The 22,329-nt window shown below is 37.4% G+C and carries 21 protein-coding genes and 2 pseudogenes; 4 read left to right on the forward strand and 19 right to left on the reverse strand.

Annotation, left to right across the window (positions count from 1 at the left end; all coding sequences use genetic code 11):
* Positions 1-19: 19 nt before the first annotated feature.
* From FZ954_RS04125 to miaA, 9 genes are all read right to left on the reverse strand, one after another.
* Positions 20-1,072, reverse strand: a complete 1,053-nt coding sequence (locus tag FZ954_RS04125) for an acyltransferase (protein WP_148877333.1) — start codon at positions 1,070-1,072, stop codon at positions 20-22.
* Positions 1,073-1,110: 38 nt separating this feature from the next.
* A complete protein-coding gene (locus tag FZ954_RS04130; protein ID WP_148877336.1) occupies positions 1,111-1,821 on the reverse strand; it encodes a class I SAM-dependent methyltransferase in 711 nt (236 codons plus the stop codon).
* A 6-nt stretch (positions 1,822-1,827) separates the two neighbouring features.
* Positions 1,828-2,583: an SDR family oxidoreductase gene (locus FZ954_RS04135; RefSeq protein ID WP_148877338.1), complete on the reverse strand. Its 756-nt coding sequence runs from the start codon at positions 2,581-2,583 to the stop codon at positions 1,828-1,830.
* A gap of 24 nt (positions 2,584-2,607) precedes the next feature.
* Positions 2,608-2,856: a 7,8-dihydro-8-oxoguanine-triphosphatase gene (locus FZ954_RS11900; RefSeq protein WP_262366221.1), complete on the reverse strand. Its 249-nt coding sequence runs from the start codon at positions 2,854-2,856 to the stop codon at positions 2,608-2,610.
* Positions 2,857-2,967: 111 nt separating this feature from the next.
* The gene (locus FZ954_RS11905; RefSeq protein WP_262366222.1) at positions 2,968-3,099 is read right to left on the reverse strand and encodes a hypothetical protein; all 132 of its coding nucleotides are present in this window, start codon (positions 3,097-3,099) and stop codon (positions 2,968-2,970) included.
* A gap of 40 nt (positions 3,100-3,139) precedes the next feature.
* Positions 3,140-4,069 carry a ribonuclease Z gene (gene rnz / locus FZ954_RS04145; RefSeq protein WP_148877340.1) on the reverse strand — a complete coding sequence of 310 codons (930 nt, stop codon included), beginning with the start codon at positions 4,067-4,069 and terminating at the stop codon, positions 3,140-3,142.
* Between the two features lie 10 nt (positions 4,070-4,079).
* A complete protein-coding gene (locus FZ954_RS04150; protein WP_187423322.1) occupies positions 4,080-4,703 on the reverse strand; it encodes a cystathionine beta-lyase in 624 nt (207 codons plus the stop codon).
* Positions 4,696-5,934, reverse strand: a complete 1,239-nt coding sequence (hflX, locus tag FZ954_RS04155) for a GTPase HflX (RefSeq protein ID WP_148877344.1) — start codon at positions 5,932-5,934, stop codon at positions 4,696-4,698. The genes FZ954_RS04150 and hflX overlap by 8 nt, the downstream gene beginning before the upstream one ends.
* A gap of 31 nt (positions 5,935-5,965) precedes the next feature.
* Positions 5,966-6,850, reverse strand: a complete 885-nt coding sequence (miaA, locus tag FZ954_RS04160; RefSeq protein WP_148877347.1) for a tRNA (adenosine(37)-N6)-dimethylallyltransferase MiaA — start codon at positions 6,848-6,850, stop codon at positions 5,966-5,968.
* A gap of 82 nt (positions 6,851-6,932) precedes the next feature.
* Here miaA and FZ954_RS04165 point away from each other — a divergent pair, with 82 nt between their 5' ends.
* Complete coding sequence (locus FZ954_RS04165) at positions 6,933-7,103, forward strand: DUF3042 family protein (protein ID WP_005590510.1); 171 nt, start codon at positions 6,933-6,935, stop codon at positions 7,101-7,103.
* Between the two features lie 244 nt (positions 7,104-7,347).
* Here FZ954_RS04165 and FZ954_RS11910 read toward each other — a convergent pair whose 3' ends face one another.
* From FZ954_RS11910 to FZ954_RS04215, 7 genes are all read right to left on the reverse strand, one after another.
* On the reverse strand, positions 7,348-7,746 hold the full coding sequence (locus FZ954_RS11910; RefSeq protein WP_148877349.1) for a hypothetical protein: 399 nt from the start codon (positions 7,744-7,746) through the stop codon (positions 7,348-7,350).
* 346 nt (positions 7,747-8,092) lie between these two features.
* The gene (locus tag FZ954_RS04185; RefSeq protein ID WP_148877351.1) at positions 8,093-9,253 is read right to left on the reverse strand and encodes an ABC transporter permease subunit; all 1,161 of its coding nucleotides are present in this window, start codon (positions 9,251-9,253) and stop codon (positions 8,093-8,095) included.
* The gene (locus FZ954_RS04190; protein WP_148877353.1) at positions 9,250-10,113 is read right to left on the reverse strand and encodes an ABC transporter ATP-binding protein; all 864 of its coding nucleotides are present in this window, start codon (positions 10,111-10,113) and stop codon (positions 9,250-9,252) included. The genes FZ954_RS04185 and FZ954_RS04190 overlap by 4 nt, the downstream gene beginning before the upstream one ends.
* A gap of 1,024 nt (positions 10,114-11,137) precedes the next feature.
* The gene (locus FZ954_RS04200) at positions 11,138-11,923 is read right to left on the reverse strand and encodes an ABC transporter permease (protein ID WP_003013947.1); all 786 of its coding nucleotides are present in this window, start codon (positions 11,921-11,923) and stop codon (positions 11,138-11,140) included.
* A 1-nt stretch (position 11,924) separates the two neighbouring features.
* Positions 11,925-12,719 carry an ABC-2 family transporter protein gene (locus FZ954_RS04205; protein WP_003013825.1) on the reverse strand — a complete coding sequence of 265 codons (795 nt, stop codon included), beginning with the start codon at positions 12,717-12,719 and terminating at the stop codon, positions 11,925-11,927.
* Positions 12,716-13,702, reverse strand: coding sequence for an ATP-binding cassette domain-containing protein (locus FZ954_RS04210; RefSeq protein WP_003010129.1), 987 nt, complete (start codon positions 13,700-13,702; stop codon positions 12,716-12,718). Before FZ954_RS04210 ends, FZ954_RS04205 begins: the two co-directional genes overlap by 4 nt.
* Positions 13,695-13,898: a hypothetical protein gene (locus tag FZ954_RS04215; protein ID WP_003010127.1), complete on the reverse strand. Its 204-nt coding sequence runs from the start codon at positions 13,896-13,898 to the stop codon at positions 13,695-13,697. Before FZ954_RS04215 ends, FZ954_RS04210 begins: the two co-directional genes overlap by 8 nt.
* An 855-nt stretch (positions 13,899-14,753) precedes the next feature.
* On the opposite strand from FZ954_RS04215, the gene FZ954_RS04220 reads away from it, so the two are divergent.
* Positions 14,754-15,962: an ATP-binding protein gene (locus tag FZ954_RS04220; protein WP_084911765.1), complete on the forward strand. Its 1,209-nt coding sequence runs from the start codon at positions 14,754-14,756 to the stop codon at positions 15,960-15,962.
* A gap of 339 nt (positions 15,963-16,301) precedes the next feature.
* A complete protein-coding gene (locus FZ954_RS04225) occupies positions 16,302-16,685 on the forward strand; it encodes a tyrosine-type recombinase/integrase (protein WP_148877355.1) in 384 nt (127 codons plus the stop codon).
* Between the two features lie 523 nt (positions 16,686-17,208).
* On the opposite strand, the pseudogene FZ954_RS04235 reads toward FZ954_RS04225, so the two are convergent.
* Positions 17,209-18,278 (reverse strand): annotated as a pseudogene (locus FZ954_RS04235) (IS3 family transposase); the annotation flags it as partial.
* 376 nt (positions 18,279-18,654) lie between these two features.
* On the opposite strand from FZ954_RS04235, the gene gshAB reads away from it, so the two are divergent.
* Positions 18,655-20,919 carry a bifunctional glutamate--cysteine ligase GshA/glutathione synthetase GshB gene (gene gshAB / locus FZ954_RS04240; RefSeq protein ID WP_049531677.1) on the forward strand — a complete coding sequence of 755 codons (2,265 nt, stop codon included), beginning with the start codon at positions 18,655-18,657 and terminating at the stop codon, positions 20,917-20,919.
* A gap of 120 nt (positions 20,920-21,039) precedes the next feature.
* Here the strand turns inward: gshAB and FZ954_RS04245 are convergent.
* Positions 21,040-21,423: pseudogene (locus FZ954_RS04245) on the reverse strand (transposase); the annotation flags it as partial.
* 1 nt (position 21,424) lies between these two features.
* Positions 21,425-21,640, reverse strand: a complete 216-nt coding sequence (locus FZ954_RS04250; RefSeq protein WP_000456789.1) for a hypothetical protein — start codon at positions 21,638-21,640, stop codon at positions 21,425-21,427.
* Positions 21,641-22,329: the final 689 nt, after the last annotated feature.

Genomic DNA, 22,329 nt, shown 5'->3' on the forward strand with positions numbered 1-22,329 from the left:
ACTTACTAGCTCTCATTCGTCATCCCATTCCCTTTGTCAGTCTTTGCTTCAAGAACAAGCGCTTCCGAGCTAATAAAATGACTTCTGCACTTAGATGGGTCAAGAGCAAGGTTAGCAAAAAGACAATTCTTCCCTGCTGCCATTTGGCAAAATCGGTCTTCTGGAGCAGATAAAAAGAGGATTCTATAAAAATCGGATGCAAAAAGAAATATAAAACGCTCAATTCTTTAAGGTGATACAGATGCCAGTTTTGACCAATTCTTGTACGCAAAATCCAATTCACCAGAAATAAAGCAAAGAGAGGCAAAGCCAAGAAGAAGTTTTTGTCAATCCCCTGATGGATAAAAACAATCCACCCATCTAGCAACAATAGAAGACCGGATAAAAATAGCTTTTTCCCATAATCTTTCCTAAAAATGCTAGACTGCTGATAATCATAAAGAAGATAGCCCAAATAAATAAAAATGGGAGTATAGAAAATACCGTTTCGGGTGGTGAAGAAAACTTTAGCATAGACATCAAATGACTGGGTAAACCAGCTATTTGAGAAATAAGCGTAGTATGTCTCGATCGAGCCCATTACATAAAGCAGGAGCAAAAAAATCCCCGTCTTTCTAGCACCCCATTTTCTATAAACATAGTGAACAAGTAAAAGGCCCAAGAGAAAGGCGGGAATGTACCAAAGTTGATAACATAAGCCGATATACAAAAGCCCAGCCAATAAGGCTAATGGAGCGTAATGTTTTTGAACTGGCAAGGTCCAAAAATAGGCCAAAGCATAAGGAACATAAATCCCGCTCCACAAAAGATACTGCTTCAAAATACGTTTAACGTACAGCTTCATATCCTGCTTCTTAGCCAAGCTGGATTTTAGCATAAAAGCTGATGAAATCAGAAAAAAGGGCACTGCCATGCGACCAAACATGCTTTTCTGAGTAAAATGTAAGACTTCATTTTCAAAAAGTCGCTGACAATGCACCAAAATTACCAAAATTGAAGCCAGATACTGAAATAAACTGAGCATGGCATAGTTGACCGGCTGCTCTGACTCTCTTACATTTCTTTCTGCCATAAATACTCTCCCTAGGAAGATGTGCTTAATAGATAGATTTAGTGCTTGCTCAGCCAAACATGCTGAAAGGCAGCGATATCCCGGTAAGGAGATTGGTTGCAGACTGCTAGCTCCATTTCAAGCATCTTTTCAGCCCAGTCAGGGGCAGTTTTATATTCATTAGCCTGTAAGCCGTAAAAAATCCGTACTCCTTGATAATCCTCAACTTCTAATGGCAAATCTGAAATCACTTCCTGAACCTGATAGATCCTTGCAGCTCCCATACTGTGGGTTTGATATTCCTGACCCGCCAAAAGCTGCTGAGCCTTCTCTGGGTCATTTTCAAAAACCACCGTATGCATAATACGCCCGACCTCGTGATGCTTAACCAGAGAAATTTTGCCGTCCTTTTTTAAGAGACGGGAAAATTCTGCAAAATAAAGAGCTGGCTCAGACACATACTCTAAAACATTATGGCAGATGATGACATCAAAAGACTGGTCTGACAATTTTTGCAGAAGGTCCAAGCTGCCTTGCAATTGCTCATAATAAAAGTCCTGCTTGCGCTCAGCAATCATTTCTGAGTTCGGCTCGATGGCGGTCACTTGGTTCTTTTCTGCTAAAAAATCAGCCACAAGTCCAAAACCGCTACCAAAATCAAGAATTTTCTGGCTCTTCAGCGACTCAAGAAAGGCAAAAACAATATCATACTGAAGCTTACCCCAAGGCGCTTGCAGATGAGCTTTGTAGGCTTGTAGATTAGCTGTCATAAAACCTCACTTATAGTTAAACATATTGGCTGCCATCTTGTCAGCAATTCTTGGAAAAAGGGTATAGAGCTTGTGGGCAAGATTGAGAATCCCAGGTAAATTCATTTCCCGCTTCTTTTTGCCAAAAGATTTGACAATTTTGCCTGCTACGAAGTCAGGCTCAAGCATATATTTGTCCACTGCTTTCACATAGGAACCACCAGGATCTGCCTGATCGAAAAATGCTGTTTTGATAGGCCCTGGATTAACTGTCGTAACATAGACTCCAAAAGGCAGAAGCTCCAAACGCAGGGCGTTGGAAAAACCTATAGCAGCAAACTTGGTTGCTGAGTAAAGACTAGACTTGCTACTGGCAATGAGACCGGCCATACTAACGATATTAACGATATGGCCTCGGCCTGCCCGCTTCATGCGAGCCCCAAAGATACGGGACAGGTTCATCAGGGCAAAGGTATTGACCTCAAACATGGCCTCGATATCATTTGAGCTGATTTTGTCAAATTCTTCAAAAATTCCATAGCCAGCGTTATTAACTAGGACATCGACTTGGCCGTATTGGTTGTCAATCCGCTCAGCAAAGCTTTCCAAAGCTGAGCTATCTGTGATATCCAGCTCTACTAGATCAAGATTTTCTTTTTCTCCATATAGTTTTTCCAGCTTAGCCTTGCTCCGTCCGACCAAAATCAGTCGGTCATGGGGCAAGAGCCGAACCATTTCCTGAGCCAGCCCACCGCTGGCCCCTGTGATGATGATGGTGCGCATTGTTCTGCCTTTCGTGTTGTTAATTTAATGAAATCTTTTTCCAGCTAAATAGTCAGCATAAGCTTGATCAATGACCGGAGCAAAAAGATGATAATCCTCCCAGCTACCTAAAAATTCCAAAGGTAGGTCGTACAAGTCATTGACTACAAATTCGGAATAATCCTTCATGTACTGATGTTCATAATAATTGTTCACAAAAGCCTGAAAGTCCTTTTTGACATCCATTGTTCCCAATTTTCCATCACACCAGTCTAGAACATAATCGACTCCCAAAGTTTGCTCGTCTTTGACACTCTAGAGTGATGTTTCTTCATCAGGACTCATCATTTCCTTTGCATCATACTGGATGAGCCAAGTAACGAAAAAGCCAATATGATTCGCAGCCTAACGATGAATCTCTCGGTAATCATCTTGTGTCAATTCCTCATTTTGTAATTGGTAGCTATAAAGATAGTTGGTTAATGCATCCTCAAAATACCAATCAGCTTTATCGAATAAACGATTTTCAACTGCCATCCTATTTTCCTCTCAACGAAACTGTCCTAAAAATGAAAAATTATAACTCAACTTCTTCCAGGTCCTTGACTACATGGACATTTTCAAAGACAGCACTGGCATCACGACGCATTTGGCTAATGTCTTTCGATAAGAAGCGAGCGCTGACATGATTGAGCAGGAGGTGTTTGACACCGGCTTCCTTAGCCACTTCCGCAGCCTGCATATTGGTAGAATGACCATGCTTGCGGGCCATCTTTTCATCTCCCTTGCCATAGGTCGCTTCATGAACCAGCACATCTGCTGCCACAGCCAAGCGAACACTTGAGTCAGTCTTTCTAGTGTCACCCAAAATGGTAATGGTCTTACCCGGACGAGGAGCTGAGATATAATCGGCTGCGATGATTTTGGTACCATCTTCTAGGACGATGTCCTGACCATTCTTGACTTTTCCAAAGAGAGGACCAAAAGGAACGCCCGCCTCACGCAGCTTGTCCGCATCCAGCGTTCCTTCCAGATCTTTCTGCATCACCCGATAACCCACGCAGAAAATCGTATGATCTAGCTTATCCGCATAAACAGTGAACTTGTCCGTCTCCAGAATCTTACCCAGACTGTTTTCATCAAACTCATGAAAATCAATCCGATAAGGCAGGCGAGAACCAGACACGCGCAAGCTTGTCATCACAAAGCTTTTGATACCGACTGGTCCATAAATTTCCAAATCCGTCTGCTCTTCATTAGCCTGAAAAGCTCGGCTAGAGAGGAAACCCGGCAAACCGAAAATGTGGTCGCCGTGCAGGTGCGTGATGAAAATCTTTGAAATCTTACGAGGTTTGATGGTAGTTTCCAAGATTTGATTCTGGGTGCCTTCACCGCAGTCAAACATCCAGACCTCATTGATTTCCTCCAAAAGCTTGAGGACAAGACTAGACACATTGCGAGCCTTGGACGGCTGACCGGCTCCAGTTCCTAAAAATTGTAATTGCATGTTTTTCTTTCTAAATGATATAAATCATGGCAGAGCGATTCTGCGAGTGATAGTATTTTCTGCCAGCATAGGACTGAGCCAGCTGACTGACTTCATCTTGATTGTAGCCCAGAACTCTCTGGCTGCCATCCGCCAGCTGCTGCCAATCAGTCAAAGCAGTCAGCGCCTGACTGTCCACAACTTGAGACTCAGCTTTGAGAGGTACCATTTTTATTCTCTCATCTTCTTCGTAGACCAAGTACTGTGGAAAGACTTGCGCGATTTCAAAGAGCAGGTCAGCTGTTACCGGCTCTGGCTTTTCAGGGAATACCAAGCCGACTTTCTCGCTCTCATAGCAAAATCCATAGGACTTGCCAGAAAGATTGAGTCGGACAAAAGGTTTAGTTTCTAGAAAGTTGGGCTCAGGATTCCACAAGTCCAGCGCTTGCGTAATTTCTAGAAAATAGGCTGTTGCGGCTTCCGGACTTTTCTTTTGATAAAGCTCAGCGAAGTAAGCATTGATAACGCTGGGCGGCGGTGTGATAAAGCTACGCTTCTGCTCCTCTGTCAGGCCAGCCAATAATTGCTCTAAGTAGACCCTATCTAGGCTAGTAAAACCGCCGTATTTGAGGGCCAAATCTATATAATCAGTCATAAAATTCTTCCAGTTTCCATTTGTTTTTCTCGGCAATCCAGCCTGAAATAGCTTCGACATCGTCTATGTATTCTCGATGTCCGATAATTGCGACTTTCTCTAAATCATGAATCTTGTAGGCCTTAGCTGGAGCTACCTTGATGGTAAAAGGCAAAAATAACTCTTTCATCCGCTCCAGCAGGACTTGCTGCAAAAGAGCTCTGCTATTGTCCGCCTTAGCCGAAATCAAAGAATAAGGAGTCAGGGTCGGGGTGAAATCCTCTGCCTTGTCTGCTTTGTTATAGAGAGTCAGCCGGGGAATATCCAGCATATCCAGCTCCTTCATGATGTCGAGGACAGTCTTTTCGTGCTCCTCATGATGAGGGTCGCTGGCGTCAATAACATGGACTAGCAAATCGACATTTTTACTCTCTTCCAGAGTGGATTTAAAGCTGGATACCAGCTCTGTCGGCAAATCCTGAATGAAGCCAACCGTGTCCGTCAGCGTGACATTGAGCTGGCCACTGAGGTTGATGTTCTTGGTCGTAGCATCCAGCGTCGCAAAGAGTTCGTCTGCCTCATACTGGCTCTTGCTGGTCAAGCAGTTCATGATCGTAGATTTTCCAGCATTGGTATAACCGATGAGACCGATTTTGAAAATACTGGATTCCAGCCGTTTTTCACGAACGGTAGCCCGATTTTTCTCGACAGCCTTGAGCTGGCGCTCAATATCATGAATCTGATTGCGGACACTGCGTCGATTGAGCTCCAGCTGGCTCTCACCAGGCCCACGAGAGCCAATGCCACCTGCCTGACGGCTAAGCATAATACCCTGCCCAACCAAGCGAGGCAGCAGGTATTTGAGCTGGGCCAGATGCACTTGCAGCTTGCCCTCATGACTCCTAGCCCTCATGGCAAAAATATCCAAAATCAGCTGCATACGGTCAATGACCTTGACTCCCAAGCTTTCCTCCAGATTGACATTTTGGCGAGGTGTCAGACGGTTATTGACAATGACGGTCGAAATCTCTTCGGCATCAACCATCTGCCGGATTTCTTCTAACTTGCCAGATCCGACAAAGGTCTTGCTATCATACTTTTCCCGCTTCTGGCTATAGGAACCCACTACCTCAGCTCCTGCAGTCTTAGCTAGACTTTGCAATTCCTCCATGGATAGGTCAAAATTCTCCGTGTCTGGTAGTTCCACACCGACCAAAAAGACACGCTCTGTTTTTTTCTCTGTTTCTATCATTTCATATCCTTACTAAGACTTGGTCAGCCAGCTATTTGTCCAAAAAATTCTTGATGTCTTCAATAACCTGCTCTTTGTAGTCTGGATTTCCCACCTGATAAAAGGTCACAGACATCCGGTTGCGAAACCAGGTCAGTTGCCGTTTGGCGAAACGGCGGGTGTTCTGCTTGAGCTTGTCCACCGCTTCCTCTAGGCTTATCTGACCTTCAAAGTAGGGGAAAAGTTCCTTGTAGCCAATCCCCTTGCTGGCTTGACTGGTCGGAGCTTTCTCAAACAGCCAGCGAGCTTCTTCTAAAAGTCCGTCTTCCACCATCATATCCACTCGTAGATTGATTCGCTTATAAAGTTTTTCTCGTTCATCATCTAGGCAAATCAGCAGGGCTTCATAGTCTGGTTGATTGTTTTCTAGTTGACCGCCTAACTGAGCAATCTCCAGCGCTCTCATAGCTCTGCGTCGATTTATCTGAGGAATCTCGATACCCAGTTCTGCTATCTTCCCAAACAAAGTCTCATCTGACCAAGTTTCCAGCTGCGCGCGATAGGCCAGAATCTCCTCGTGAGGGACAGATCCGCCCAGATGATAGCCCTCGAGCAAGCTCTGGATATAGAGCCCCGTACCACCGCAAATGATGGGAAGCTGACCTTGAGACTCTATCTCACGAATGGCCTGAGCCGCTTCGGTCACAAAATCATAGGCCGAATAACTCTCGCCGACCTCCCGCACATCCAGCAGATGGTGGGGAATGCCCTCCTGCTCCTCAGGACGAATCTTAGCCGTGCCAATATCCAAGCTACGATAAACCTGCTGGCTATCACCGCTGATGATTTGGCCATTGAAGCGCTTGGCTACCTCGATACTCAGAGCCGTTTTTCCGACCGCCGTCGGCCCCACTATCACAATTATTTTGGTTTTCATCTTTTTTCCTTGAAAAAATTTTGATTTTTCGTTACTATTAATTATAACATAAATAATAAAAGTTCAGAAAAGGAGAAATCACATGGCTAAAGGATTTGGAAAAGGCGTTCTTACAGGTGTAGCAGGTACTGTTGCTGCTCTTGCTGGTGCAGTCTATGCCTTTAAGAAAAAAGTCATCGAACCTGAGGAACAAAAAGCAGCTTTCATCGAAGAAAATCGTAAGAAAGCCGCTCGTAAACGTGTAGCACACTAAGCGTGCACATTTTACAAAAGAGAGTGGGACAGAAATCGGTAATTCGTTAGAATTCGATTTCGTTGTTCCACCTCCGCACAGTTGAGTAGGGCTGTAAAAGCTGATGAAATCAGCGTAGTAGAGTCCACTCAACCACTGCGTCTTGCTCGACATTCCAAAGACAATTGAGAGGCTAGGACTTTTGTCCCAGCCTCTTTTCTTTTGTAGAAAACAGCAATCAGGATAACTGCTGAAGATAAAACAATTAATCTTTTACATTACTCTTATTCTTAGATGGCCGAATGCCATGAGAGCTAAAGATATAATTGCTTAAGAGCAAGAATACTAACAAGCCAAACACAAAAAACAAATTATAAGTGGGATCAGAAGACAGGGAAACGAAAGGAATCGAAAGACACAAAATTGTGACATAAAAGATTTTCAACTGCTTGATATAGAGACAAAAGAGTTCAATACTCCGACTGCCACTGATCTGCGACTTAGACTTACTTTTCGCGTACCAGATGATAAATGCTTCCGCATAACAGAATAGACTTAACAAAAAGACCATTCTCCCAAAGCGAATCCGCAGTAGAATCCCCACTGCTAACAATAAGATGAAACCTAAGCTCGTAGCAACTACTGCTCGCCTAGTATTAGTCATAAAATCAACTCCCTTAAAAGATAATTGCAAAGAATGCCTTTAGCAGTTTTTCTTTTTATTCTCAAGTAATCAAAAAATCAATTCTTATTTCTATGATGAGAACTAAAAAATATAAGCAAAACAATTAAAAACGAGACAATTAGACCTACCGTAGTTTGGTTTAAAAACGGATAATTAAAAAATAAATAATTACAGAGTGTTAATAATAGACCTCCTGCCGTTAACACAAAAGATATAAGCAGAGAAATTTTATAAAACAATTTTTTTCCATATTAGTGACCTCTTTTTTCCTTGTATATTCCATCAGAAAAGCGGAACTGCTTTTCTAAAATAGACAACAGTTAGTTTAAAGTCCTCTTTTTCGAATGATCCGATAAGTCATCAGACAGCAGAGGAGCATGAGAGAGAGCCGGATAATGATTACGCTGACACTATTTGCAGTAAAATCATTGAAGAAAAATCCTTTGCTATTGGAAAGTTTCAATAAGATTCCTTCCGTTCCATCCGTTGAAATTGAAAAAATAGTTAGTATCTTATTTATCAAACCATCTCTGAAAATATTCATCAAAAAGTCTGGAGCTAAGAACATTCCTACAGAACTTGCAAATGTTGCCAGCGGCGACTTTGTCAAACTAGATATGAGAACCATCACCCCAAGAATAAAGAGTAAACCAACAAACTGGAATAGAATAAGGCGAATCAACAATTCTAAGAGGTTCATCTGGACAGGAAATTGCAAAATATTATAAATAGTCGAAATCCATTCCAAATTCATCTGGACACTGGTATCCCAACCACTCCAACCGAAATAAGTCCCAAACACCAGCAAAACAAGGCTATTAATAAGGACAAATGTTACAGTAGCAATCCCAAAAACAGATAAGATTTTTGCAATCGTTAACTGATTGCGACCATATTTAGTTGTCAAAAGTAATGAATCCATCTTTCTTGCTCGGTCACCTGAGAAAACAGAGCAGCAAATATAGATCACAAATACCACCATTAAACTAAAAGCAGCATTTAAGGTATTAAACAACTTATGCCAAGGAGCAAAATTTCCTAACTTTAAGGTTTTTAAAGGAAAATAGGATTGCAGCTCTTCTTGTGACTTGAGACTGATCTGATCATAATGTAAGACATTATCAGATTTATAGGTATCTGTTAAAATTTCTTGAGAATTTGAGACGAGACGATCAATAGCATACCAGGAAAACATATCATACAAATCATTCTGTTTGAAATAGGGCATATTGGCTGCATAGTCATTAACGATTTTGTCCATTAACTCATCAGATAAATAACCAGTATGCTCTTCAGCAATCTTTTGTTTGATCACAACTGCTTGTCTTCCATGTATTCGATCAGCTGAAGATCCGCTAATCTGTCCATCATTAAAAAAATTTGCATAAAACAATCCAGCTAAAACCAACATAATAGCCAGTACTGCACCTAAAACTGACTTCTTTTTTAATAATTTTTTCAATTCAAAAGGAACTAATGCTATCATACATTTACCTCCTCTCTAAAGTAATAAATATACAAATCTTCCAGACTTGGCACTATCCGTTGCGCCCCTTCGAAAGGACTATCATCGCTAATAACCCGCAAGACGATACCGCCTGGTTCTATCCGCTCATTCACAATTACATAATCCTTTGCAAAACGCTGCCACTCACGTTCGGAAACACGAAATTCCCAAACTTGCCCCTCGATAAGTGAAAGAAGTTCCTTAGCACTACCTCTTTCCACAAAATTTCCATCTTTTAAGATTAGGATTTCCTTGGCTATCGCTTCTACGTCCGATACGATATGAGTAGATAAGAGGATGATTTTATTAGCCGATAGCTCACTGATAATATTTCTGAATTTCACCCTTTCCTTGGGATCCAGTCCCACAGTCGGCTCATCTAAAATCAATATTTTGGGATTGTTGAGAAGTGCCTGCGCAATACCGAGTCTTTGCTTCATACCACCCGAATAGGAAGCAATCTTCTTTTTCCGAACATCATATAAACCAGTAAGCTTCAAAAACTTATCACTCTCTACTCTGGCTTGTTTCTTTGTCATTCCCTTAAGAGCGGCCATATATAAAAGGAAATCGAGCCCAGTAAAGTTATGATAATAAGAAAAATCTTGAGGCAAGAATCCGAGATACTGGATATACTCTTCTACATGCGAGGCGCCGTCAAACTTTATCCTTCCTTGGCTCGGCTTTATGAGATCACAAATGATATTCATCAAGGTCGTCTTACCTGTACCATTTGCCCCAAGCAAACCATAAACTCCCTCAGTAAATTCACAGGAAATATCTTTAAGAACAGACTTAGAGCCATAGCTCTTGCTAATGCCTATCATTTCTAACTTCATAGATGCCCTCCATTCCAAAAAGTGCCATTAGAGATAGCAAATCACCTTTTTCCAAAAATCACAAACATTATTATACTGTTATTATAACATAAATTTTTGATTAAAAGTTTTTTGTCTTAACAGACTTCAACCATTTGTAAAGTCAATCTTAACCTGCTTAGATTATAGCGCACTTTCTTCAAATAACAAGCCGAAAATCATAAACAGTCTGTATTTCATCCTAAATGGTCATTTGAAGAAAAAAACACAGCACTTACTGGGAGCAAATGCTGGTTTTACTGAAAAAATAAAGTCAAAACTATAAAATTACAAAGAGCATAAGAAAGAATTGACCAGCAGGATATTCCATATCGTCTTCTTGAAAAAATGCTATAAGAAATATTCTTAGAAAACATCACGAAAAAGTAAGACAGAGAGAGTATAGCGATATACCGCTCAATTTTAGCAAATTTAATTTGTTTTATGTTTTCTACTAGCTACCTTGGCATATTTTATTCCCCAAATAAGTAGAATAAGTAAGATAAATAATAAAATAGTGGATATCAGAGCAATTAATTTTTGAAAGTCATCACTAATCGTTATCAGTCTGTAAGAACTAAATATAAACAGAGCCAAAGTCAAAATAGTAAAGAAAATTTGGTTTGATAAGATGTCGGAACTACTTTCTTTTTTTATTTGGTTCATAAAATAAAGATTTAATACAAGATTGCTCACAAGTATAAAATAAAAACAAATCTGGACTAGAAGCGATGCTTTAAAAACCTGGTTTGACACAGTTGGATTTCAGGTACTTTCAGTTTAGCTTTATATCAACCATCATCAAAATCCAACTATTTTCTTATTTTAAAAAATATGAATAAGTTTGATTGAATGAGGGAATTTCTTTAAATTTTTTCTTAGCACCTATAAGTTAATAATACTATTCTTTAAATTATAGTTTATAATTATCTGATGTTTCAATGACCACAAAACAAAGTACAGCGAATCACTTCCTTTAGTCAAACATATAACTGAACAACATTGTTTATCTTCCTGCACTTTCATATTTTTTCAATCCTTTTCTAAAAATTGTACGACTGATAATAATCAAAAAAACTGTAAAAACTATTTGATAGAAAAATAGGTTCAATGTATCTTTCCCTAAAAATATTAATACTGCAGGATTGGCAATTAATAAATTGGGAACAAATAACATAGTGATCAATCTGTTAATACCTGTAAATATATTATATGGATACTTAGAAATTCCAATATAATTCAAAAATACATCTACTTTTGAAAATTTAGTTGGGAACCAAAATGAACTAATCGTTATTAGAAACCAAATTGAATAATATATAATACAACCACACATTAAAGAAAGGATATAAAATAATATTTTTAATGAATTTAAATGTACATTTAAATTTCCATAACTTATAAAAATGATCGCAAGACCAAAAAAAGTATTCACGAATTGAACTAAATTAAATGATCTAAAAATATAGAACAACTGAGTATCAAACGGCCTCAATAAAATTTGATCCAAGTTACCACTCAAAATATCTGATTCTAAAATTCCCATACTTCTAATTAACAATCCCATCATAACTCCATCTACAATAGTGTAGGAACCTACCAAAAATAAAATTTGATAATAGTCCCAACCATTAAAAGAGTCTATGTTTAAGAAAATCAATCTAAAAAATACAATAGGTAAACCAATCCACAGTATCGACGAAAATAGACCACAAAAGAAGTCAAAATGAAAATTCATATCAGATTTAAAACCAAAATGAAGTAGCCTAAAAATTACTTTTATTCTAAACATTTTATCCTCCCACATTTGAGAAGTGCTCCACTCCTTTTCTCAATATGAATCTTGATATAATATAAAAAATGATGCACCAAATCAATTGAATACAAATAATTCTCAAATAGTCTATTAATTTATATGTATCATTACTAAACATCTGAAGCGGTTCATATACTAAGTATTTAAAAGGTAATACATCTAAAAACAGACGAAAATTATTTGAAAAAAAACTTAAAGGCAATAATATTCCTGATAAAAACTGAATTACTATTTCTTTAACAGTAAGGACAAAAAATATATTTTCTAACCAAAAAGAAAGCATACCTACACAACATGATATTAAAAACCATAGAACCATAGATAGAATAATTGCAATACTTCCTAAAATAAGAATTTCAATGGTTAATAACTCATTCTTGTAATAAACACTGGAGAATAAAATGACAGGAATGATGATAAATAATAAATGAGCAAGCCTATCTCCAAGCATTTTACAAAAATAATACTTATAAAAAGTAACAGGTTTTATTAATATGCTAAAAAAATTTCCTGAATGAACATCGTCATTGATTTCCCAATCAACTGGATAAAAAACAAAATATGAAAAAATTATAGTCCCCAAATAGTATTGAACCATTGAGGTAAAATCATATCCTGCTATATTTATCTGGTTACTCTGATATATATACGTCCATAAAAATACTGATATCATAATTTGTATACTTGCCTGTAACATTAACAATAGTACACTTGATTTATAGTTCAAAATAGATCGAAATGATATCAGAATAATAGACATTTCTTTTTTCAATTGTGCTCCTTTTTTGTAAAATAGTTTTGTAAAATAATTTCTTCTAAAGAAAGATTTGATATTTCAAAATCTTCTATATCTACAAGCTTATTGATTGATTCTAATGTCTCAAAGACAAAATCTCTAGGTATTTTTAGTATACATTCCGATTTTGTTTGAGAAATGACTACTACTCCTTTAACAGAGCATAACTCTGGTACCAAATCTAATGTCATTTTTATCTTTAAATATTTAAAATCAGAAAATTTAGATAAAATAACATCCATTGACTCCTGCAAAATAATTTTTCCTTTGTCAATGACGATTAATTCGTCACAAACAGACGAAATATCATCCATATCATGACTCGTTAAAATAATAGTAGTATGACATTCTTCATTCATTTTCTTTAAAAATGTTCTGATATCTTTTTTAGACTGTATATCTAACCCTATAGTAGGCTCGTCTAAAAATAATATTTCCGGACTTGTTAAAGATGCCGCGATAAACTCCATTTTCATTTTTTGTCCAAGAGAGAGGGTCCGGACCTGCTGGTAAAGCTGATCTTTTACATTCAACAAATTGCTTAATTCCTGAATTCGTTCTTGTAAAATCGCCGGTTCTACCTCATATAAAGTACCAATCAATTGAAAATAATCCATAGCCGAAACATCTTGAAATAACTGTAATTTATTTCCTACTACTATTGAAATTTTTTTTCTAAAATTTATACTTCTTTTAAATGGAATTTCTCCATTCACTTCTAATTTTCCGGAACTAGGATAAAGAGTCCCAGTCAACATTTTAATCGTTGTGGATTTACCAGCTCCATTACTCCCAATAAAGCCAACTATACTCCCTCTCTTAATCGTAAAACTAATATCTTGAACAGCTCGAATCGTTATTTGATTACGTTTCAAAAATCTCTTGATAAATGGGAGTCTTGAATCAAAATTATAAAAATTTTTAGATAAATTCTGAGCATTAATAACTATTTCACTCATATATCTCTCCTTTCGATAAAATATATTTACTTGTACTTTTTCCATACTTTACCAAAATGCTAAAGATTGAGCTAAAATCTTCGGGATGGGTAAAATAATATTTGTCTTTAAAAAGTTTCTCAAAACCTTCAAGGCGATTATTGAAATCATTAAATTTTGTATTGTCTAGCTGGTTGAATGTCTCTTTAATATCCATAAACTTTCTCCGTGATTCTTTATTTCACTTTATAAATAGAAGAGTGTCTATATATTTATAGATCCTCAAGAACTTGCATTTTATCAAGTATAAGTAGAATAGTATGTAAGGGTTTACATATTCATATTATATGATTATTTAAGGAATCCGTCAATTTTCCACATTATTATATGACAAAATGTATTTTTTAAAAATGCAAAAATCTATGAGCAAGATGTTTGACTTCCTTTTTTAAAGTATATATACTTATATTAACCTTAGAAAAGAAAAAATGTTTGAACAGATATTCAATAATAATTACTTTTTTTAAAATTAAAATTCGAACTTTAAATTTTTATCTTTTTTATATTATTGAGTAACCTAAATTGCCCAATTTGTAAAATTTAGCTAGACAAAAAAAGACATCCAAGAGAAATTTCTTAAATGTCTGTAAACGTTGATATAAGCGTGTTGATTAACGTTTTGATAATTGTGATGCTTTACGAGCTTTCTTAAGACCTGGTTTTTTCTACATCATGATATTTATGGTAAATTATCACTAAACTCAAGTTCTTTTGAGAGATAAATCCTCAATCCTTACATATATAACCCTTTTAAAAATCGAGAGGTTATCAAAGGGTTATCACTTTTTTAGTTTTCGGAGCTTATGTAATTAAGAAAGACGAACTACTGTATCACAAAGATGATGTACAGTTTAACAACAAATGTACAGTTTCTTCATTCCTGGACAATTTCTTTTTCTATTCTGAAGATATTATTTCTAGATATTTAAAAATAACAAAACAAATAGCAGATTATTTCTAAATATTTGAAAATAATTACTATTTATATTATACTATCTTTGAGGTAACTATTATGAACTATATTAAAAGACCACATTATTTAGACTTTTTAAGAAGACATCGTGATCGGCCAATCATCAAAGTTGTGAGTGGAGTTAGACGAGCTGGTAAATCTGTTCTCTTTCAACTCTATAAAGAGGAGTTACTAGCAACTGGAGTAGACGAGGATCAAATCATATCCATCAATTTTGAAGATCTGAGTTATTATGACCTGCGAGATTTTCAAACATTATTCGCTTATATAAAAGAAAGATTAGTTGAGGAAAAAACATACTATATCTTTTTAGATGAAATTCAACATGTTGAAAAATTTGAACTGGTAGCAGATAGTCTATTCATCTTGCCAAATGTTGACCTCTATTTGACTGGATCAAACGCCTACTTTATGAGTAGCCAATTAGCTACAAACTTGACTGGTCGGTATGTTGAGATAGAGGTTCTTCCTTTGTCATTTGAAGAATACCTATCAGGTCAATCTCTCTCAGAGAATCTGAATACAACAGAAATTTTTAACAATTATCTCTTTAGTGCTTTCCCTTACTTATTGCAAACATCATCTTACGCTGAAAAAATTGATTATCTCAGAGGAATATATAACTCAATACTGTTAAATGATATTGTCACTAGATTGGGAAATCCAAATCCTACTATTATTGAGCGCATTGTACGAACCCTTCTCAGTAGTACAGGTAGCTTAATATCAACAAATAAGATTCGCAATACCCTTGTCAGCCAAAATGTTTCAATATCCCACAATACTTTGGAAAATTATTTGACGACTTTGACAGACAGTTTACTTTTTTATTCCGTTCCACGTTTTGATGTAAAAGGCAGAGCATTATTACAACGCTTAGAAAAATATTATCCCGTTGATTTAGGTTTACGACACCTCTTATTGCCAGACCACAAAGAAGATATTGGTCATATCTTGGAAAATATTGTTTATTTGGAATTGAGACGTAGATATTCACAAGTATATGTTGGTAATTTAGATAAATATGAGGTTGATTTTGTTGTTGTAACTGATCTTGGTCACTACGCTTATTATCAGGTCAGTGAAACAACACTTGCTCCAGAAACACTAGAAAGAGAACTTAGACCACTAGAAGCCATTAAAGATCAATTCCCAAAATATCTATTAACAATGGATACAATTCAGCCAACAGCAAATTACAACGGAATTGAGAAAAAAAATATCATAGATTGGTTACTAGAAAAGTAAATAAGTATAAATCATATAGCTAACTAGATTTGCAACAGTCTGTTATCAATGATTCTCCCTAAAACCTAACAAGATATAGTGAATTTAGAACACACTATCTAATGGGATAAAGTGGAATCTATAACTTCTGGAAGAACTATTATTACTCATAATGACGAATCTCCATTGAATTTTAATAACGATTTAATAATCAAACAGACTATAAAGAGACTGAGCAATCAGGCTTTAAAATCAGAAAAACGCATAATATCAAGGTTGTTCATTCAATCCTTGATATTATGCGTTTTATTATGGAAATATTTGCTTCATTTTCTCCGCAAATAGAGTTTTTGCTATCCTATTTTCTCTATTTTTAATGACTTACTTCAACTTCATACCTCTTGGAAAAAACAACAAAAATACGAACTAGCACAGTTCGGTATCATCAGCAATCCAGAACAATTTGTCTTTACCTATATAGATACAAAGGAAAACATAAACAAACCTCTCCACTCTGATTACCTAAATAACAAAATGAAAAGCATTCGAAAACGTCACAAAGAGTTAGCACACGCTACACCTCATAAATTACGACATACAGGGGCAACGGCTGGAACATCTATTGAAGCTATTTCTGAGGCTCTAACACATAGTGAGACAGGCACAACTCAAATTTATGTCAACACTTCAAATGTCATTCCAATGGCTGTTGGAGAGATTGCTTATCGCAATCTTAAAAAGTAATGGTGTGAACCATGAAGTGTTGTAAATGCTGTATTGTAGCTGGTTCTTAACGTTTTGAGAATTGTGATGCTTTACGAGCTTTCTTAAGACCTGGTTTGGAAAGTATGAGTTTCAGTTGGACTAAAAATAGCGTAATATCAAGGTTTTTATGAACGATATTTACTGATTGATTTCATAAAATTTGAATCAATATTTCTTAAATAGGGGAATAGTTCGGTTCTGTAAGTATTAATATAATACACCTACAAAGCTTATTATATCAGATTTTCCCCAGTTTTAGAAAAATAGGTAGAGAAAAAAACAACATCTGGATTTTCCAAAAAATCTTGACAAAGTCCTCATATAACCGTTTCTGCATTTTATTATATCATTTTTGACTTAGAAAATAATATATAATAGAAGATGATTCGTCTTTTTAAACGGACTTATCAAAAACTGGAATTCTATCAATATTTTGGACACATTTTGGGAGGAAAATTTGAAGGCTAGCGCCCTTCGGTTGCTGGACCCCTTCTACGACCAATTCTCTGTACTCTACAGGGGACTGGTCATTCAATTTTTGTTGAATTCTAGTTTCATTATAAAATATGATGTAATTTTTGACAATATCTGTTATACTATCTCCAGTTATGTTTCTTCACTTATGGAGATAGAAGGTTTCAGACTTTAGGACGGAATGAAACCATTCGATACAGGCATTATCTGCTGGTGTTCCCTTACGGGACATGGAGCGGGTGATGCCTTTTTCTACACAAGCCTGATAGTAAGCTTTTGAGGTGTAAACCGATCCCTGATCACTGTGTAAGATCGCTCCTTGAGGTAATTCCAATTGATGGAGCGTGTCCAACACAAAGTCCGTATCCTGACAATCTGAGATGGTATAAGCCACAATCTCACGATTATAAAGATCCATGATGGAGGACAAGTATAGCTTACATTTACCTAAGTATAAATAAGTAATATCTGTGACAAGCTTCTCCATAGGCTTGTCTGCTTGAAAATCACGATCCAGCTTATTGTCTGTTACATGGTAAGGCTTCCCTAATTTAGGTTCCTTCTTGGGACGGGCACGGCAAAGGTAGCCCTTTTCCTTCATGATACGATAGACCTTCTTGCGATTAACGACGAGGTTATAAACTTTCTTTAGTAAGCGAGTGATGGTTCGATAGCCGTAAATAAAGTGATTTTCTATACAGAGTTGTTCGATTTTATCTGCTATTTCGCCTCTTTTCTGAGAATTCTTACACTCCTGTTTCCAGCGATAAAAGGTGGAGCGTTTGACGCCGAAACATTCTAAAATAATAGATACAGGGAACGTTTTCTTATACTCTTCTACTAGCTTGATAAGACTTACTTTGTCGATTCTCTTATCAAGCTCTGATACTTTTTTAGTAATTCTACCTGCAATCGTAACTGTTCCACTTCAGATAACTGTTTCATCCCATTACCATAAGTATATTGTTTCCCCACGGGTTGGTGGAAACGGTACAATTCATCATTCTGATACCATCGCTACCAGGTCTTGGCCTGACTAGCATTTTTGATGCTGAGGGTATCCATGATAACTTTATTTGATTTGCCTGCCTTCTTCATTTCGATACAGGCTAGCTTAGTTTCTACTGAATATGCTTTTTGACCATAACAAAACACCCCTGTTTCTAGTTTACCACAACAGGAGTGTTTTCTTGTGTCTCATTTTATGGGTGCAGTGCCGACCCTAGGGATTCTTTCGTTCTCATATATACGTCATTAGTATAGGCTAATTTGATTTAAATTGCAAGAGAAATAACATTTTACATAAAAATCGGTGGGTATTTTACAATTTTTGCATATAATAGAGCTAAAAAGCAACTGGTTTTAAGAATTCTTATCTAAAACATTCGAAAATTCCCCTTAACCGTAGCGGAAAATTGTTTTCTTTGCCCTATTATAATATACTATTACTTACATTAGATGAAAAGGTGACTCTATGACTATAAATCAACTGCTTCAAAAGCTGGAGCCTACTAGCCCTATCCTTCAAGCTAACTTTGGAATTGAACGCGAAAGTCTTCGTGTCGATAGACAGGGAAAATTAGCACATACGCCTCACCCTTCCTGCCTAGGAGCTCGAAGTTTCCACCCTTATATTCAAACAGATTTTTGTGAGTTTCAGATGGAACTCATCACACCAGTTGCTAAATCTACCACTGAGGCTCGTCGATTTCTTGGAGCCATTACCGATGTAGCTGGACGTTCCATCAGTAAAGATGAACTTCTCTGGCCCTTGTCCATGCCTCCTCGTATCAACGCCCAAGAAATCCAAGTTGCCCAACTGGAAAATGAATTTGAACGCCATTATCGTAACTACCTAGCCGAAAAATACGGAACTAAACTACAAGCTATCTCAGGTATCCACTATAATATGGAACTAGGGAAAGATTTGGTTGAAGCCCTATTCCAAGAAAGTGACCAGATTGATATAATTGCTTTCAAAAACGCCCTCTATCTCAAGCTGGCTCAGAACTATTTGCGCTATCGTTGGGTGATTACCTATCTCTTTGGTGCTGCACCTGTTGCTGAGCAAGGCTTCTTCGACCAAGAAGTGCCAGAACTCGTGCGTTCCTTCCGAAACAGCGACCATGGTTATGTCAATAAGGAAGAAATACAAGTATCTTTTGCAAGCCTAGAAGACTATGTCTCTGCCATCGAAAACTATATCGAACAAGGTGATTTGATTGCGGAAAAGGAATTTTACTCGGCTGTTCGTTTCCGTGGACAAAAGGTTAATCGCTCCTTCCTTGACAAGGGAATCACCTACCTAGAATTCCGTAACTTCGACCTCAACCCCTTTGAGCGTATCGGTATTAGCCAAACTACCATGGATACCGTACACCTACTCCTTCTAGCCTTCCTCTGGCTGGATACCCCTGAAAATGTTGATCAGGCTCTGGCTCAAGGTCACGCGCTGAATGAAAAAATTGCCCTCTCTCATCCTTTAGAACCTCTACCTTCTGAAGCTGAAACTCAGAACATTACGACAGCTCTAGACCAACTGGTGCAACATTTTGGGCTTGGTGACTATCATCGAGGTCTGGTCAAACAAGTTAAAGATGCCTTTTCAGATTCCAGTCAGACACTAGCTGCTCAACTTCTTCCTCATATCAAAGACAAGTCCCTTTCTGACTTTGCCCTTGACAAGGCGCTTGCCTATCATGATTACGACTGGACTGCCCACTATGCCCTTAAGGGTTATGAGGAGATGGAACTTTCTACCCAGATGCTGCTCTTTGATGCCATTCAAAAAGGGCTTCATTTTGAAATCCTAGATGAGCAGGATCAATTCCTTAAACTCTGGCATAAAGATCATGTTGAGTACGTCAAAAATGGTAACATGACCTCAAAAGACAACTATGTAGTTCCTCTTGCCATGGCTAATAAAACCGTGACCAAAAAAATCCTGGCTGATGCTGGCTTCCCTGTCCCTGCCGGCGACGAATTTACCAGTCTAGAACAAGGTCTAGCCTACTATCCTCTTATCAAGGGCAAACAAATTGTGGTTAAACCAAAATCAACCAACTTCGGTCTGGGCATTTCCATTTTCCAAGAGCCTGCCAGCCTTGATAACTATAAGAAAGCTCTCGAGATTGCCTTTGCAGAAGATACAGCTGTTCTTGTTGAAGAATTTATCCCAGGAACCGAATACCGTTTCTTCATTCTGGACGGGCGTTGTGAGGCTGTCCTCCTTCGTGTCGCTGCTAATGTTGTCGGTGATGGCAAACACACCATTCGTGAATTAGTCGCTCAGAAAAATGCCAATCCATTGCGAGGCCGTGACCACCGCTCACCTCTGGAAATCATTAAGCTAGGAGACATCGAACAATTGATGTTGACTCAGCAAGGTTATGCACCTGATGATATTCTCCCAGAAGGGAAAAAGGTCAATCTCCGCCGTAACTCCAACATCTCTACGGGTGGTGACTCTATTGATGTCACTGAGACAATAGATTCCTCTTACCAAGAATTGGCAGCAGCTATGGCAACTAGCATGGGGGCCTGGGCTTGCGGGGTTGACCTCATCATTCCAGATAGAACTCAGCCTGCTAGCAAGGAAAAACCTCATTGCACTTGTATCGAGCTCAACTTCAATCCCTCTATGTATATTCACACCTACTGTGCTGAAGGTCCTGGACAAGCTATCACTCCAAAAATCCTAGACAAGCTTTTTCCAGAAGTTACCACAAGTCAAACCTAAAACCTAATTCTTAGGAACAAACAAATCACCTTTATCTCGATGATATGATACCTCTTAAGTAGACAAGGTAAATACCTAAAATCTACGGCTCTTTGTCAACTGTAGTGGGTTGAAGAAAAGCTAAGCTCGAGAAAGGACACATTTCGTCCTTTCTTTTTTGATATTCAGAGCGATGAAAATTCGCTTCTTGAAGTTTTCAAAGTTCCGAAAACCAAAGGCATTGCGCTTGATAAGTTTGATGAGATTATTGGTTGCTTCCAATTTGGCGTTGGAATAGGGTAGTTGAAGGGCGTTGACGATTTTCTCTTTGTCCTTTAGAAAGGTTTTAAAGACAGTCTGAAAAAGAGGATGAATCTGCTTTAGATTGTCCTCAATGAGTCCGAAAAATTTTTCTGGTTCCTTATTCTGAAAGTGAAAAAGTAAGAGCTGATAGAGATGATAGTGGTGTTTCAAGTCTTCTGAATAGCTCAAAAGCTTGTCTAGAATTTCTTTATTGCCTAAATTGTCAAATTAAGTTAGACTTTTCAAGTAACTCAGAAAAACTTGGTAGGGTGATTGAAATAGTTCTATATAGTAATTCATAGACTACCCTCTGTTCAACTATTCCCCATTCATCTGTAACAAAAAAATATTTCTCATGATGTCGCCAAATATGTTGTCCATAACCTTTTATTTCCTCAAACTTACTAACTTCTTCCCAGCCTAGTTTACTATATTCCATGTATGTTCTCCGATCTTTTCACTAATATCTTACATTACACCTTCAGGAATATCTCCTGTTGATCATTGTAACTATCTAGTTGACTGTTATACCAAACCCTGGAATTCTGTCAATATCTTCTTTTCCCTATTTTGATTTATTTCTCAGCTATATGGTATATTAGGATACTTTGAATTCACCTTAAACAAAAAAATGCACAAGTTAATTACAACCTGCACATCTTTTTAATTTTATATTTAAAAGAGACTATAAATCAACTTTCCGAAAAATTAATCTTTTTTGGAAAGTTTGATTAAGGGTTTCTCGTAAGTCCTTGGGGCTCTAAGAGTCTAGATGATCAGTTGCTCACGAAAAAAACTGAAAAGCTCTCAGAATCATCATGTCAGCATCAAAAATGCAGAGTTTTTGTATAAAATCCCGCAAATCGAAGTCGATTATACAAAAAATAGACCTCATTGAGGTCTATTTTGTTAACTCTTCATACATCTCAAATAATCTTGCTACTGTTTCACTTTCTTTTAACCAAGTTTTCTTCCCGTCTACGATTTTCCCAACGTTTAATAAACACCTGGGCATTTTTCTTCTGTTCTTTTAAATTTAGGGTATTCGGATTTTATGGTGGAAAAGGGCTTATAAATCACCCTTCTCCAAATTCTTAATAAGTGTGGAAAAATCGACACCTAAGTTGT

This window comes from Streptococcus sp. Marseille-P7375 (assembly GCF_902460365.1).
GTDB lineage: Bacteria > Bacillota > Bacilli > Lactobacillales > Streptococcaceae > Streptococcus > Streptococcus cristatus_I.

Coding starts and splice junctions, on each gene's coding strand:
- FZ954_RS04125 (WP_148877333.1), bottom strand. CDS start 1,072: ATGGCAGAAAGAAATGTAAGAGAGTCAGAGCAGCCGGTCAACTATGCC.
- FZ954_RS04130 (WP_148877336.1), bottom strand. CDS start 1,821: ATGACAGCTAATCTACAAGCCTACAAAGCTCATCTGCAAGCGCCTTGG.
- FZ954_RS04135 (WP_148877338.1), bottom strand. CDS start 2,583: ATGCGCACCATCATCATCACAGGGGCCAGCGGTGGGCTGGCTCAGGAA.
- FZ954_RS11905 (WP_262366222.1), bottom strand. CDS start 3,099: ATGGCAGTTGAAAATCGTTTATTCGATAAAGCTGATTGGTATTTTGAG.
- rnz (WP_148877340.1), bottom strand. CDS start 4,069: ATGCAATTACAATTTTTAGGAACTGGAGCCGGTCAGCCGTCCAAGGCT.
- FZ954_RS04150 (WP_187423322.1), bottom strand. CDS start 4,703: ATGACTGATTATATAGATTTGGCCCTCAAATACGGCGGTTTTACTAGC.
- hflX (WP_148877344.1), bottom strand. CDS start 5,934: ATGATAGAAACAGAGAAAAAAACAGAGCGTGTCTTTTTGGTCGGTGTG.
- miaA (WP_148877347.1), bottom strand. CDS start 6,850: ATGAAAACCAAAATAATTGTGATAGTGGGGCCGACGGCGGTCGGAAAA.
- FZ954_RS04165 (WP_005590510.1), top strand. CDS start 6,933: ATGGCTAAAGGATTTGGAAAAGGCGTTCTTACAGGTGTAGCAGGTACT.
- FZ954_RS11910 (WP_148877349.1), bottom strand. CDS start 7,746: ATGACTAATACTAGGCGAGCAGTAGTTGCTACGAGCTTAGGTTTCATC.
- FZ954_RS04185 (WP_148877351.1), bottom strand. CDS start 9,253: ATGATAGCATTAGTTCCTTTTGAATTGAAAAAATTATTAAAAAAGAAG.
- FZ954_RS04190 (WP_148877353.1), bottom strand. CDS start 10,113: ATGAAGTTAGAAATGATAGGCATTAGCAAGAGCTATGGCTCTAAGTCT.
- FZ954_RS04200 (WP_003013947.1), bottom strand. CDS start 11,923: ATGTTTAGAATAAAAGTAATTTTTAGGCTACTTCATTTTGGTTTTAAA.
- FZ954_RS04210 (WP_003010129.1), bottom strand. CDS start 13,702: ATGAGTGAAATAGTTATTAATGCTCAGAATTTATCTAAAAATTTTTAT.
- FZ954_RS04215 (WP_003010127.1), bottom strand. CDS start 13,898: ATGGATATTAAAGAGACATTCAACCAGCTAGACAATACAAAATTTAAT.
- FZ954_RS04220 (WP_084911765.1), top strand. CDS start 14,754: ATGAACTATATTAAAAGACCACATTATTTAGACTTTTTAAGAAGACAT.
- gshAB (WP_049531677.1), top strand. CDS start 18,655: ATGACTATAAATCAACTGCTTCAAAAGCTGGAGCCTACTAGCCCTATC.
- FZ954_RS04250 (WP_000456789.1), bottom strand. CDS start 21,640: ATGGAATATAGTAAACTAGGCTGGGAAGAAGTTAGTAAGTTTGAGGAA.